This is a genomic window from Actinomadura monticuli, from assembly GCF_041463655.1.
GTDB classification, from domain to species: Bacteria; Actinomycetota; Actinomycetes; order Streptosporangiales; family Streptosporangiaceae; genus Spirillospora; species Spirillospora monticuli.
In genome coordinates, this window is record NZ_JAXCEI010000009.1 from 65956 (window position 1) to 80157 (window position 14202).

The following is a 14202-nucleotide window of genomic DNA, read 5'->3' on the forward strand; positions in this document are numbered from 1 at the left end:
CAAGCCCGGGCACACCGGGCGGCACGCCGGATGACCGTCCTCCCGGGCGCGTCTGTAGGCTGGTCGACGCGGATGGTTCGCTTGTTTCGAGCGTCGTAAGAGGGAACCCGGTGCGAGTCCGGGACTGCCCCGCAGCGGTGAGTGGGAACGACCGCCGTCATCACGCACTGGGCCTCGCGGCCTGGGAAGCGACGGCCAGTAGGACGCCTCGGAGGAGGCGGCGCCCGCGAGTCCGAAGACCTGCCTCCGCCCGCGCGCCGGCCGGTGCGCGGTGGTCTGCGGCCTCGTGGGACGGCCGGCGACACGGCTTCGCCGTGCGCTCTCCCGTGGGGCCGCCGTGGCACAGCGAGGGAAGCCGCCATGAACACGACAATCCTCGGATATCCCCGGATCGGGCCGGGGCGGGAGCTGAAGTTCGCCACCGAGGACTACTGGAGCGGACGCGCCGACGAGCACGCGCTCGCGAAAACCGGGGCCGAACTGCGCGCCGCCGTCTGGACGGCGCTGCGCGACGCCGGGATCGACGGCATCCCGTCGAACACGTTCTCGTTCTACGACCAGATGCTCGACACGAGCGTGATGGTCGACGCCGTCCCCGAGCGCTACCGGCACCTGACCGGGTTCGACCGGTACTTCGCCATGGCGCGGGGCGTCCAGGACGTCCCGCCGCTCGAGATGACCAAGTGGTTCGACACCAACTACCACTACATCGTCCCCGAGCTGGGGCCGGACACCCGGTTCCGGCTGGCGGACGGGGCGGCGGCCAAACCGCTGGCCGAGTACCGGGAGGCGAAGGCGCTCGGCATCGAGACGCGTCCCGTGCTCGTCGGGCCGCTCACCTACCTGCTGCTGGCCAAGCCGGCGGGGCCCGTCGACCCGCTGGAGCTGCTGGACGGGCTCGTCGACGTGTACGCCGAGGTGCTGGAGCGGCTCGCCGGGTCGGGGGCGCGGTGGGTGCAGCTCGACGAGCCGGTCCTGGTCGCCGACCGGACCCCGGCGGAGATCGACGCACTGACCCATGCCTACCGGCGCCTCGGGCAGCTCACGAGCAGGCCGCGCCTGATGGTCGCCACATATTTCGGCACGATCGGAGCGGACGCGTTGCGCGTCCTGGCCCGGAGCCGTGTGGAGGCCGTGGGCCTCGACTTCGTCGCCGGTCCGGGCACCGTGGAGGTGCTCGCGTCGGTCGGCGGGCTGCCGCGCAAGACGCTCGTGGCGGGCGTGGTCGACGGGCGGAACGTCTGGCGCACCGACGCGGGCAAGGCGCTGTCCGCCTGCGCGTCCGTGCTCGGGCTCGTCGACCGGGTCGTGGTGGGCACGTCGTGCTCGCTGATGCACGTCCCACTCGACCTCGACCAGGAGGACGCGCTCGACCCGGCGGTCCGGGGACGGCTCGCGTTCGCCCGGCAGAAGGTCGCCGAGGTCGTGGCGCTGGGGCGGGCGCTCGGCGAGGGCGTCCCGGTCCCCGAGAGCGCCCCCCTCCCCGAGGCGGGCGTCGACCCCGCCGTCCGGGAGCGGCTCGGGTCGGCCGGCGACGCGCGCCGCGGCGACCGCGCCGTGCGGTTCGCCGCGCAGCGCGACGCGCTCGGCCTGCCCGACCTGGCGACGACCACGATCGGCTCGTTCCCGCAGACCCCCGAGATCCGCCGGGTCCGCGCCGACCGCCGCGCCGGACGCATCGGCGAGGCCGCCTACGTCGCCGCCATGAAGGACGAGATCGCCCGCGTCATCGCGCTCCAGGAGGACCTCGGCCTGGACGTCCTCGTGCACGGCGAGCCCGAGCGCAACGACATGGTGCAGTACTTCGCCGAGCAGCTCGACGGGTTCGCGGCCACCGAGCACGGGTGGGTGCAGTCGTACGGGTCGCGGTACGTCCGGCCGCCGATCCTGCACAGCGACGTCGCGCGGCCCCGCCCGATGACCGTCGAGTGGGCCGCGTACGCGCAGTCGCTGACGGACAAGCCGGTCAAGGGGATGCTGACCGGACCGGTGACGATGCTCGCCTGGTCGTTCGTCCGCGACGACCAGCCGCTCGCCGAGACCGCGCGGCAGGTCGCGCTGGCGCTCCGGGACGAGATCGCCGACCTGGAGGACGCCGGAATCCGCGTCATCCAGGTGGACGAGCCGGCCCTGCGGGAGCTCCTGCCGCTGCGGGACGCCGACCGCCCCGCCTACCTCGACTGGGCGGTCGGCGCGTTCCGGCTGGCCACGTCCGCCGTCAAGGACACCACCCAGATCCACACGCACATGTGCTATTCGGAGTTCGGCGAGATCATCGGCGCGATCGGGGCGCTGGACGCCGACGTCACCAGCGTGGAGGCGGCCCGCTCGCACATGGAGCTGGTCGGCGACCTGCGCGCCGCCGGGTACGGGAACGGCATCGGGCCCGGCGTGTACGACATCCACTCCCCGCGCGTCCCCGCCGCGGAGGAGATGGAGGCGAACCTGCGCCGGGCGCTGCGGGCGGTCGAGCCGGAACGGCTGTGGGTCAACCCCGACTGCGGGCTGAAGACCCGCGCCTACCCGGAGACCGAGGCGGCGCTGCGCAACCTGGTCACCGCGGCCCGCCGCGTCCGTGGCGAGCTGACGCGGGACTGACCGGCGCCGTCCCCGCCGCCGCATGGCCCGCCCCCACCCCGGGCCATGCGGCGGCCGTTCATGTGGCCGGAACCGGCCTCAGTCGTCCATCGACTCCCACAGGTGGACGAGCTGCTCGCACACCTCGGTGATGTCCGTGATCGGCAGCTTGCCGGACTCGCCGGTCCGGGCGCACCAGCGGAACGTCGCCGACTCGCACCACACCGTGAGATCGCCGCGGCCGGAGAGGACGGGGACGCCGAGCTCGTCCATCGGCGTGAGGTCCTCGATGCCGCGCTGGACGAGCAGCCCGTGCAGGTCCTTCGTCGCGTGCGGCTCGTCCATCCGCCAAGAGTGCCGGTGCCGGCGCGCGGTGCGCGGGAGCGGCAGCGCGAACCAGGTCGCCTTCCCCCGGACGGACGGCGACCGCAGCCGGGAGCGGGACGGATGGTGCCCCCACCGCCCCTTGGTCAGCAGCTCGATGATCTCCAGCCCGCGGCCGTGTTCGAACATCGGACCGGCCGGCGCCTGCGGCCGCCACCCACGGAGCGTGTCGAACGCCTTGACGACCAGCTCGTCGCGGCCCCGGCCGTCCGTGCGCTGGTACACCCACAGTTCGGCGCCGTGGCCGGCGGAGTCGCCGGTGCCGGGCAGCGCGTGCTGCAGGACGTTGGTGGCCAGCTCGCTGACCATGAGGATGATGTCGTCGAAGTCCTGGCCGGAGAGCCCGAGGGCGGGAAGCAGCCCGGTCACGTGCGCGCGCGCCACCCGCGCGATGGAGTCGTCGGCCGGAAGGGGCAAGGCCGCGCAGCCGCCGTTCTCCAGCCTCCATGGAATCCCGCACGTCGCTGCGGCCTTCGTCATGACGCCCACCCTCGGGGGTTTACGGAGACGATCGCGAATCAGACATTCGCGACCTGAACCTCCATGGTTCGCGACTCGCTATGTGTGAATCACAGTTCCTAGCTTCGCACATTTCTGGCCCTTCGGGGCAGCACATCGCAAGGATCCTGCGCGGGGAGTCGAGACGGTCCCCAAATACCCCCGAAAGCGCCCAAAGCACGTCCACACACGGTGCGAGAAACAGGTACCGGCGGACGCGGGACGTCCGGCGCGCGCCGCTGTAGCGTGGACGGCGCCTGAGAGAGGGCCGCACACATGAAAGATCCCCCAGGGGTGCAGCCCTGGGGGATCCTGTGTGCGGCCCGATCAGTCAGCGGTCGTACCTGCCGGCCCGCACGTCTTCGAGGAACGCGGCGAAGACCGGGCGGGGCACCACGTGCGCCCCGGCCTCCGGCGTCCTGCTGTCGCGCAGCCCGGTGGCCGTCCCGAGGTCGGCGACCTCGACACATCCCCCGTTGCTGCTCGCGCTCGCGGTGGCCTTGAACCACCGTGCCTGAGAGAGGTCCATACGTCTTACTCCAGCTTCGCGATGAGTGACTCCAGGTGGGCCGCGGTGTCGGCGGCGCTCAGCGCCGCCGCGCGGATCTCTTCGAAGATCTCGCCATACGCCTCCACTTTGCCGGGATCGTCGATCTCCTGGATGTCGGCGTCGTTCTCCAGGAAGACCATGCAGGGCTCGCCGCCGGGGAACTCGAAGATGTTGACCAGCGTCGACATGCCCGGGTGCAGGCCGTCCGACAGGCGCAGCAGCCGCAGTTCGACGTTCGGCCGCCCGGACATGGTCAGCAGGTGGCGCAGCTGGGCGCGGCGGTCGCCGGGGTCGCCCCACTCGTACATCAGGGACGCCTCGGTGATCAGCGCGGAGAGGTGCGGCGCGCGGTCGTCGCGTTCGAGGATCTGCTGCCGCCGCAGCCGGGCCCGCAGCGCCTGCTCCCGCCACTCCGGCGACTGCTGCCCGGTCGACAGCAGCGCCTGCATGTACGGCAGTGTCTGCAGGAGCCCCGGCAGCACCAGCGGCATGACCACCCGGATGCTCGACGCGTCCCCCTCGTAACCGGGGAACTCGTTGTGGAACACGTCCGGGTAGTCACGCCACCAGGCCCGCTGCCGGGCGCGCGTCGCGAGTTCCTCGAGCTCCTCGAGGTCGCTGCCCGCGTAGATGCGCGCCAGGTCGCGGATGTCACTGAGCTCAGGGCGAACCCAGTTGTTGGCCTCGAACCGGCCGACCTTGCCCCGTCCCCAGTTCAGCCGGTCGCAGACCTGGTTGGCCGTGTATCCCGTCCCGACGCGCAGCTCTCGCAGGCGGCGCGCCAGCCCCCGTTTGGCAATGGTGGCGCCGTACGCCTCGCTCATCGACGCCACCTCCCTTGACATACGGCCGGCATCAGCATACGCCTTCCGAATTTGTGAATCACAGATTTGGCCGAATCAGGAAGCGCATCACGACTTCCCTCGGGCAGGGCGTTCATCAGGCCCCCTATGACGCGGCCCGGTCGAACTCGCCCTTCTTCGCGCCGTCCAGGAAGCAGACCCATTCGTGCTCGTCGAACACGGAGATCAGGTCCCCGGACGTGCGCAAAAGCGTCCATTCCCTGACAAAAGCGACTTCGATGCCACCCTCGCCGGTCTCCGAGCGCTTCCAGTCGAGGGTGTCCGGGTCGATGCCCAGCTCCGCCACCGTCGGCTTCGTCATTCTGGCTTCCTCGCAACAGCGGCATATCCCAGCCGCGAGCCATCACTGTCCGCCTCGTCAGGGTCTTCGGCACCCCACACCCCCAGATGGCACACTTCCGCCGGCGCGCCCGGGTAGGGCGGGACGATCTCCAGCCCGGTGAAGAACCGCTCGATGTCCGCGCGGGGGCGGGGGTAGGCGCCGCCGGACGACGACCTGGCGTACACCGCCGTGACCTGGCCGAGCTCCTCGCTGACCTGCCGGTCGCTGCTGATCGCGGACAGGGCGACGTAGCTGCCCGGCGCGACCCGGGAGACGTACCGCTGGACGAGCCCCCACGGGTCGTCCTCGTCCGACACGAAATGGGTCACGGTGACCATCAGCAGCGCCACCGGCCGCGTGAAGTCGATCATCGCCTGGGTCTCCTCGTGCCCGAGCAGACCTTCGGGGTCACGGAAGTCGGCGGTGATGAACGCCGTCCCTTCCACGCCCTCCAGCAGGGCCTTCGCGTGGATCTCGACCAGGGGATCGTTGTCGACGTACAGGACCCGCGCGTCGGGCGCGACCTTCTGCACCGCGTCGTGGGTGTTGTTGCCCGTCGGCAGGCCGGCGCCGATGTCGATGAACTGCCGGATGCCCTGATCGGCCAGCCACGCCACCGAACGCTGCAGGAACCCGCGGTTCGCCCACGCGGCGTCCTCCAGGTCGGGCATGTGGGCGCGGACCGTCTTCACGGCCTCGCGGTCGACCTCGAAGTTGGCCTTTCCGCCGAGGATGTAGTCGTACATGCGAGCCGGGCTGGGGACCGTGCTGTCCACCCCGGGGGGAGCCTGCTCGATGTCGCTCACCGTTTTCGCCTCCATCGCCGCAACTTGTGATGCACGAATTATGAGGCAACCTCACACCCGAGGCGATGTTCCCGCCGGGAACGGTCCGGCGCGCGACGGGCCCGATCAGGCGGACACACCGTCCATCATCTGCAATTGGATCGCGACCGACCGCGCCTCCGGGACGTCGAGCCGCTCGAACAGGTCGAGCGCCTGCCGCCAGTGGATCCGCGCCGCGTCCGGACCGCGGAGCTGCAGAAGCGTGGCGGCGATCCCCTCGTGCGCCTTCCCCTCGTGGTACGGGTCGCCGATGCTCCGCGCGATGGCGAGCGCCTGCCGGTGATGGTCGAGCGCGGCGGTACGGCACCCGGTCGCCCGGTGCGCGTCCGCGATCCCCTGCACCGCCCGGACGCGCTGGTAAGGGTCCTCTATCTCCCGCGCGATCCGCTCGGCGTTCTGGTGGTGCACCAGCGCCTCCGCCGGACGGTCGATCAGCAGGTAGGTGACGCCGAGGCTGTTGAGCGCGTCCGCGACGTTCCGCCGGTCGCCCGCCGCCCGGAACACCGCGATCGCCTCCCGGTGGCAGCGCAGCGCCTCACCGTAGTTCCCCTTGTACTGGTGGACGTTCCCGACGTTGTTCCGGAGGATCGCGGGGTACTCCCCGATCCCGCCGAACACCCGGCCCGCCTCCTGGTAGTGCCGGACGGCGTCGCGATGGTAGCCGCGCCGACGCTGGATCTCGCCGAGGTTGTTGTGCGCCATCGCGGCTCCGCGCTCGTCCCCCGCCAGCAGGTATCCGTCCAGCGCGGCGCGCAGGTGGGCCGCGGCCTCCTCGTAGCGGCCGAGATGCCACAGGTCGATTCCGGCGTGCCCGAGCGCCTCCGCCTCGCCCCGCCCGTCGCCGATGCGCCGGTACAGCGCCTGCGCCTCCCGGTGGTGCGCGAGCGCCTCCCGGAACCGGGCGGTGTGCCAGAGGTAGATGCCCATGCGGTCCAGCGCCTCGGCCGAGCCGCGCGCGTCACCCGACGCGCGGGTCAGCCCGAGTGCCTCTTCCGCCAGTTCCAGCGCCTCCGTGTGATGGCCCGTGCGCGCCTTCGTCTGGCTCAACTCCCGGAGGGCCAGGGCCGTGGTATCGCCGTCCCCGAACTCGCGCACGGCCTGGAGCGCCTCCTCCTGGGCCTCGGCCGCGTGCTCGTAATGGCCCTGCGCCTCCAGGAACGCGGAGAACGACCGCACGAGCAGGACGCCGTGCTGCCGCCACTCGTGCGCGAAGGCGTGCCGGGCGAGGACCAGGCCGTTGCGCCATTCCGCCTCCAGCCACGCCCGCGCGTCGGGCTCGTCCGTTCCGTCCCGCGTGACCGGGACGGGGCGGTGGCGGTGGGGATGCAGGGCGCGGTCGGCCTGGTCGGCGCGGGTGAGGTAGTGGTTCAGCAGCCGCCCGACGGCACGCCTGCGCTCAGCGCTCGACTCCTCGCCGAACGCCCGCGACCGCGCGAACGCCCGCACCAGGTCGTGCATGCGCAGCCGTCCCGGACCCGGTTCCTGGACGAGATGGTGGTCGAGCAGCGCCTCGACGGCGTCCCGCGCCACCGCCGCCGGTACGCCGCTCACCACCGGGACCGTCCGGACGTCCGTCTCCGGGCACGGGCTCAGGCCGAGGCGGCGGAACACCAGCCGCTGGTCATCGGTGAGCGCGCGGTAGGAGAGCTCGAACGCGGCCTCCGCCGGCCCTCCGCCGGTCCCGGCGTCGGCGTCGTCCTCGTGGAACAGGCCCGCGGCGGCCCGTCCCGCGGCGACGCGCAAGGCCACGGGCAGCCGCCCGCACCGGCGGACGATGGCGTCGACGTCGACGTCCCGCAGGTGGCCCGCCATGCCGCGGACCAGGGCGCGCGCCGCCTCGACGCCCAGGACGTCGAGGCGCAGATAGCCCGCGCCGGGAAGCCCGGACAGGCGGCGCCGCGCCGTGACGAGGAAGCGCGCCGACCGCGCCGTCAGGATCGCGCAGATCTGCCGGACGCCCGTGGCGTCGTCCAGCACGACGATCGCCCGCCGCCGCTCCATCTCCCGCCGCCACAGCAGGGCCCGCTCCGCCGGCCCGGCCGGGACGCGCTCCGCGGGGACGTTCAGCTGCCGCAACAGCTCGGCGAGCGCCGCGTGCGGCGACAGCGGCGGCAGTTCCGGGTCATGGCCGCGCAGATGCAGGTAGAGCCGGACGTCCGGATACCGGTGGGCGAGCGCCCGCGCGGCCCGGACGGCGAGCGCGCTCTTGCCCACGCCCGCCATCCCGGTGATGACGGAGACCCGGTCGTGGGCGCGGCCCGTGAGGGCGTCGAGTTCGCGGTCGCGGCCGGTGAAGTCGTCGATGTCCGGCGGCAGCGAGTCGGGCGGGGCGGCCTCGCGGCGGGGCGTCGCGGCGAGCCCGACGTCCCGCCGCAGTATGCCCTCGTGGATCTCGCGGAGCCCCGGGCCCGGCTCGGTGCCGTTCTCCTCCGCGAGGAGCGTCCGCACCCGGCGGTAGACGGCGAGGGCGTCCGCGGACCGGTCGCAGCGGTACAGCGCGGTCATGAGCAGGCCCGCGGCCTTCTCGTCGAAGGGGTGCGCCGCCGTGAGCCGGAACAGCTCGCCGACCACCTCGGCGTGCAGGCCCAGCCGCGTCTCCGTGTCGATCCGCTCCAGGACGGTCGCGCGGAACTCCTCCTCCAGGCTCACGCGCATGTGCCGGGCCCAGTCGCCGGGCAGCCCCGCCAGCGGTTCCCCCCGCCACAGGCCCTCCGCCTCGCGCAGCAGGTCCCGCGCCTGCTCGTCGTCCCCGCTCGCGGCGATGGCGCGCGCCTGCCGGCACAGGCGCCGGAACCGGTGCAGATCGACCGCGTCGGCGTCCACGGCCAGCACGTACCCCGCCGGATCGTGGCGCAGGACCGCAGCGCCGGTGTCCCGCAGCCGGCGGCGCAGCCGGGACAGGTAGCTCGTCAGCGTCGCGCGGGCGTGCTCCGGCCGGCCGGCGGTCCCCCAGATCCGCGCGGCCAGCGTCTCCGCCGTGACCGGGCGCCCGCACTCCACGGCGAGGACGGCGAGCACGCACCGCTCCTTCGGCGAGCCGAGCTTCACCCCCCGGCCGTCCACCGTGATCTCCACCGAACCGAGGAGCGTGACCTCCTCCATCTTTTCCCTCCGTGCCTGCCCCCTCCCCTTCCGGAAGGTCTCACGATAAATGGCCACTTACCAGACTTCCGCGTCCTCGATACGACCCCGCGCCGCCGGCACGCCAAACACATGTTTGATTAACGCGATTCGGACACCGGTTGGCGCGATACCTGCCCTTACGTCTCGAAATGTCACTTTCGGTGAAACTTGCTCGACGTTCGACCTGAGAGATCACCAGAAATCGCCACGAGCTGGGCGAAGCGCCCTTATGCTTGCGCAGGCGTCCGAACCGCTTGGGGGGCGAGTCGAGTCGAACCGTGCACACGCAAAATGCACGTGCATCGACGGATGCAGGCGAACACCCACACCACGACGAAGTGGAAGAGATAGATGTTCATAGCTGCCTTGACAATGCTTCCTGCCATCTGCGACATCTTCATGTGGTAATGGGATGGGGCCGGACCACAGATCCGGCCCCATCCCCTCGTTCGACCCGAACTCAGCCTTATCGCTTCTGCGCAACCCACACTGACGGCCGCGTAGGCCGGTCCCAGTCATCGGCAGCCGCAACGGTCTGTCGCCTCTAGCTGGGCTGCAAGGGAAGCGTCCAGGTTGGTGCAAGGAGGTCGTCCAGGAGGCGCATCCAGGTTTGTCCGTGGTTGTCAGTCCATCGGGCAAGGAGGGTGTGATGACGGTCGAGTGGTCCATCGGGCCGTTCGGGCTGGACGGCGAGAAGGGGGCGACGCTTTCCGGGCTGCGGACGGTGCTCATGGTCGTCCACCACCTGACGGCGGCGACGCGGCTCGCGGACGTGGCGCCGCTGGTGGAGCGTGATCGGCGGGTCCAGACGGTGTACACGGTGGCGCCGGCATCGGCGGTGGGGGCGGGGACGGCGCGGCACCTGGCGGCGTCCGGGGCGCTCGTGGTCCCGTTCGCGCAGGCGGCGCAGACCCGGTTCGACCTGGCGGTCGCGGCGGGGGACGGCGGGCTGGAGCGCCTCCACGCGCCGGTCCTCGTGCTCCAGCACGGGATGGGGCCCGGGAAGCTCGCGCGGCGCTGGGACGGCACCGGGCCGGAGGCGGCGCGGCCGGTCGCGGGGATGCGGCGGGAGGCGATCGTCGCGGGCGGCCGGGTCATCCCGTCCGTGCTCGGGCTCGCGCACCGGGATCACCGCCGGACGCTGGCGCGCGTCTGCCCCGAGGCGCTGCCCGTCGCGCGGATCGTCGGCGACCTGGCCTTCGACCGCCTGCTCCAGGGCATGCCGCTTCGCGAGCGGTACCGGGCCGCGCTCGGGGTGGACGGGCGCCAGCTGGTCGTCGTCTCCTCCACCTGGGGCCCGGAGGCGCTGCTCGGCCGGAACCGCGACCTGGTGCGGCGGCTCGCCGCCGAACTGCCCGCCGACGGGTACCGCATCGTGCTGGCCGTCCACCCGGTGACCTGGGGTTTCCACGGTTTCCGGCAGCTGCGCGCCTGGTTCGACGACTGCCTGCGGCTCGGGGTGGGGCTGCTGCCGTTCGAGGAGGGGTGGCGTGCCGCGCTGGCCGCCGCCGACCTCGTGGTGGGCGACCACGGGTCCGTGTCCGCCTATGCGGCGGGAGCGGGCATTCCACTACTGCTCGGGGCGTTTCCGGCAAGCGATGTCGTGCCCAGGTCGCTGAGCGATCTGCTGGGGCGGCGCGTCCCGCACCTGGCGCCCGACCGACCGCTGCTCCAGCAGGTGCGGGACGCGATCGGCGCGCCCGTGGCCAAGGATCTGCGCGGCCGGCTCACCTCGGAGCCGGGACGGGCGGCCGTCCTGCTGCGCCGGGAGATGTACCGGCTGATGCGCGTCGACGAGCCGGCCGAACCGCCGGTGACGGACCCGCCTCCGCTGCCCGACCTCGTCGGTGCCCCATGAGCACCGCCCGCCTCGTGGGCGTGCGTCTCGCAGGGCCGGAGGACGCGTCGTACGTGACGGCCTCCGGTCCGCGAGGCGGACTGCGCCTGGTGCTCAGCGGACGGCCGGTCGACGATGACGGACCGCCGGCGGGTCAACTGCTGGACGAGCATCTCGCGGTGGACGGCACGGAAGATCCGTGGGCGCCCATCGCGGACGTTCTCGTCCACCGCGGGCGCCGTCCGGTGGAGTTCCACGGGCTGGTCGCCTGCGCGGTCGAACCGGACGGCACCTGCGCCATCGCGTCCCGGAACGAGTGCGTCGTGCTCACCGCGACGCCCCGGACGGCGTTGTTGCTCGCGTCCGTCGCGCACTCGTGGCTGGTCACCGGGCGGGGACTCGGGACGCTGGCGTCCGTGGCGTTCAGGTACCGCCGAGTTCCAGCAGCCGGTCGCGGATGGCGCGCGCCTGGTGGGAACCCAGTTCGTCGTAGATAGCGGCGGCCCGCTCCAGGTGGTCGCGCTCGGCGGCGGGGTCGTTCCGGCGCTCCGCGAGCCGCGCCCGCGCGGCGTGGACGGTCGCCAGCGAGTGCCGGGCGTCGACGCGGGCGGCGGCGTCGCGGGCGTCGTCGAGGGCCGCGCTCGCGGCGGCGTCCTCGCCGTCCGCGATCAGCGCGTCGGCGAGGGCGGTGAGCGTCCGCGCCAGGTTGTAGTCGTCGCCGCGTCCCGCGAAGAAGTCGCGTGCCGCGCGCAGCCGCCCGGCCGCCTCGGCGGGGCGGCCGGCGCGGAGCAGCGCCTCACCGAGCCGGCGCGTCATCATCGCGACGCCGCGACCGGGGTCGACGGTGGCGCCGCCGCTCACGTCGAGGGCCTCGGTGAACGTCTCGATCGCGGGGGCGACCCGGCCCTGGGCGAGTTGAGCGACGCCGAGCCGCTCCAGCGCCGACGCCTCGCCGTCGGCGTGCCGCGCGGCCCGTTCGAGGACGAGCGCCTCCCGGCTGAGCCGTTCGGCCTCGGCGAACTCGCCGAGGTTCAGCCGCGCGGACGCCAGCGACTCCAGCATCCGGGCGACGGCGAGGGGGTCGCCGAGCGCGGTGGCCGACGCGAGCCCGGTCTCGTGGGTCTCGACCCACGCGGCGTAGTGCTTGCGGACGACCACGACGCCCCAGAGCGCCTCGCACATCTCCCATGTCTCCCGGTGCAGGCCGCGCCGGTGCGCCTCGCCGATCATGTCGCGCAGGGTGGGGAGCGCGCCCTCCATCCAGCCGATCGCCTCCACCGTGCCGGAGAACGGGACGATCGGCGGACGGTCGTACTCACGGCCGAGGTGCCACCGGTCGGGGATGATGGTGCGGTCGGCGGCGACGGCCATCCGCAGGTAGTGCTCCATGAGCCGGTGGAACGCCCGCGCCCGCTCGCCGTCCTGCTCGTTCCCCTCGGCAGGCTCGTTCCGCTCGGCCACGGTGCGCGCGTGGACGTGCGCCAGGTCGTGGAACGAGAAGGTGCCGTCCGGGGAGGCGTCCACCAGATTGACGTCCACGAGGACGTCGAGGTCCCGCACGGGGTCGCCGCCCTCCAGGGCGGTCACCGCGGGCAACGCGAACCGGCCGTTCGGGTGGACGCTGAGCAGCCGGTAGAGGCGGGCCGCGGACGGCGGCAGATCGCGGTAGGTGACGTCGAAGACGGCCTGCACTGACAGATCCTCCTCGCCGAAGCCGGCCAGCCGGTTGCGCTCGTCGGCCAGCTCGCCGACGAGCCGCTCGATCCGCCAGTGGCCGCGCGTCGCGAGCCGCGCCGCCGACGTGCACAGCGCGAGGGGGAGCCGCCCGCACAGCGTCGCCAGCGACCGGACGGCCTGCGGCTCGGCCTCCGTCCGGCCGCTGCCGAGCATCCGGTCGAGCAGCTGGACGGCGCCGTCCTCGTCGAGCGGGTCGAGGGGCAGGAACGCGGCGCCGTCGACCGCGAGGGCGGGCAGCCGGCGCCGCGACGTCACCACGACCATGGACGGGCCGCGCCCGGGCAGCAGCGGCCGCACCTGGGCGGCGGACGCGGCGTCGTCCAGCATGATGATCAGCTTCCGGCCGGCGGTGAGCGTGCGGTACTGCGCGGCCTGCTCATCGGTGCCGGCGGGCACCGCCTCGGGGGGCGTGCCGAGCGCCCGCAGGAAGCGGCCGAGGAACTCGCCCGGCGCCGCGGGCGATCCGGCCGAGAATCCGCGCAGGTCGGCGTAGAGCTGGCCGTCGGGGAACGCGTCCGCGACGCGGTGCAGCCAGGCCAGCGCCACCGAGGTCTTCCCGACGCCGCCGACCCCGCTGATCACCATGACCCGCGGCGCCGCGGCGTCCCGGACGGAGTCGCTCAGCCGGACGAGGACGCCGAGCTCGCGGACGCGGTCGGTGAAGTAGGGGCGGGACGCGGGCAGCTGGGCGGGCACGGACGGGCGGCCTGCCCCCGCGTGCACGTGGACGCCGCCGTGCACGATGCCCGCCTGGACGACCGAACCGGACACGTCCGCGGCGACCTCATTTCGCAATGACGGCCTTTGCGTCCGCCATTCCTCGGCATCGCCATCGGTCAAGGGGTATCTCCGCACAGGCAGGGAACGTCCGAATCCGGGTCAAGATAACCCGGCGCGCGACGCCCGGCAAGACGATCACGGCCCCGGCCTCCACATACGGTCTTCTTACAGGGCAAAACCGAATGATCGGCTTTGCCCTGACGAGCCACGTCCGTCTCAGTAGGCCCACTGGAAACTCAACCGTCCGTGATTAATGTCAAGGTGTGGTCAAGAATGGCCGGGGCATGATGCACTGTCCGTCATGACAGATCCCATGACCGTCGCCATCGCCACAGCCATGGCGGGCAAAGCCGTCGAGGTCGCCGGTGAACCGGTGCGCGCGGCCGTGGCGGAACTCGTCCGGAGGGTGCGGGAGCGGTTCCGCGGGTCGCCCGGCGGCGAGCGTCCCGAGGTCCTCGAAGGGGCCGTGCGGCGGCTGCTGGACGAGGACCCCGCGTTCCGCGCCGAGCTCGAGGCGATCTGGCAGCAGGCCCACGTGGACGCGAGCGCGGCGGACGACGGGGTCGTCAACGTCTTCAGCGGCAGGGCGGCGAACGTCGTCCAGCTCCGGGACGCGGGCGGCGACATCAACATCGGCTAGGGTTCGGCGGCGCTCCCCCGGGCATCACGGCCCCGGAAAGGGGGAA

General features: G+C 72.7%; 11 protein-coding genes and 1 riboswitch. Of the genes, 3 read left to right on the forward strand and 8 right to left on the reverse strand.

From position 1 onward, the window contains the following. The first annotated feature begins 73 nt into the window (after positions 1-73). Positions 74-246: riboswitch (cobalamin riboswitch) on the forward strand. Positions 247-360: 114 nt separating this feature from the next. Continuing rightward, entirely contained in the window at positions 361-2598 is a 2238-nt protein-coding gene (metE, locus tag SM611_RS21100) for a 5-methyltetrahydropteroyltriglutamate--homocysteine S-methyltransferase (RefSeq protein ID WP_371951580.1), read from the forward strand. A gap of 78 nt (positions 2599-2676) precedes the next feature. Here metE and SM611_RS21105 read toward each other — a convergent pair whose 3' ends face one another. The 6 genes from SM611_RS21105 to SM611_RS21130 all read right to left on the reverse strand — a co-directional run bounded on the left by SM611_RS21105 (position 2677) and on the right by SM611_RS21130 (position 9141). Beyond that, on the reverse strand, positions 2677-3441 hold the full coding sequence (locus tag SM611_RS21105) for an ATP-binding protein (protein ID WP_371951581.1): 765 nt from the start codon (positions 3439-3441) through the stop codon (positions 2677-2679). Between the two features lie 349 nt (positions 3442-3790). Further along, a complete protein-coding gene (locus tag SM611_RS21110) occupies positions 3791-3988 on the reverse strand; it encodes a DUF397 domain-containing protein (protein ID WP_371951582.1) in 198 nt (65 codons plus the stop codon). A 5-nt stretch (positions 3989-3993) separates the two neighbouring features. Next, positions 3994-4833 carry a helix-turn-helix domain-containing protein gene (locus tag SM611_RS21115; protein WP_371951583.1) on the reverse strand — a complete coding sequence of 280 codons (840 nt, stop codon included), beginning with the start codon at positions 4831-4833 and terminating at the stop codon, positions 3994-3996. Between the two features lie 124 nt (positions 4834-4957). Next, entirely contained in the window at positions 4958-5173 is a 216-nt protein-coding gene (locus SM611_RS21120) for a hypothetical protein (protein WP_371951584.1), read from the reverse strand. Beyond that, positions 5170-6000, reverse strand: coding sequence for an SAM-dependent methyltransferase (locus SM611_RS21125; RefSeq protein ID WP_371951585.1), 831 nt, complete (start codon positions 5998-6000; stop codon positions 5170-5172). The genes SM611_RS21120 and SM611_RS21125 overlap by 4 nt, the downstream gene beginning before the upstream one ends. A gap of 105 nt (positions 6001-6105) precedes the next feature. Further along, complete coding sequence (locus tag SM611_RS21130; RefSeq protein ID WP_371951586.1) at positions 6106-9141, reverse strand: AfsR/SARP family transcriptional regulator; 3036 nt, start codon at positions 9139-9141, stop codon at positions 6106-6108. Between the two features lie 670 nt (positions 9142-9811). Here SM611_RS21130 and SM611_RS21135 point away from each other — a divergent pair. Further along, positions 9812-11020, forward strand: coding sequence for a hypothetical protein (locus SM611_RS21135; RefSeq protein WP_371951587.1), 1209 nt, complete (start codon positions 9812-9814; stop codon positions 11018-11020). A 133-nt stretch (positions 11021-11153) separates the two neighbouring features. Here the strand turns inward: SM611_RS21135 and SM611_RS21140 are convergent, their stop codons facing one another. Further along, a complete protein-coding gene (locus SM611_RS21140; RefSeq protein ID WP_371951588.1) occupies positions 11154-11387 on the reverse strand; it encodes a hypothetical protein in 234 nt (77 codons plus the stop codon). A 35-nt stretch (positions 11388-11422) separates the two neighbouring features. Next, positions 11423-13507, reverse strand: coding sequence for an ATP-binding protein (locus SM611_RS21145; protein WP_371951589.1), 2085 nt, complete (start codon positions 13505-13507; stop codon positions 11423-11425). A 310-nt stretch (positions 13508-13817) separates the two neighbouring features. Here SM611_RS21145 and SM611_RS21150 point away from each other — a divergent pair, with 310 nt between their 5' ends. Then, positions 13818-14156, forward strand: coding sequence for a hypothetical protein (locus SM611_RS21150; RefSeq protein WP_371951590.1), 339 nt, complete (start codon positions 13818-13820; stop codon positions 14154-14156). Positions 14157-14202: the final 46 nt, after the last annotated feature.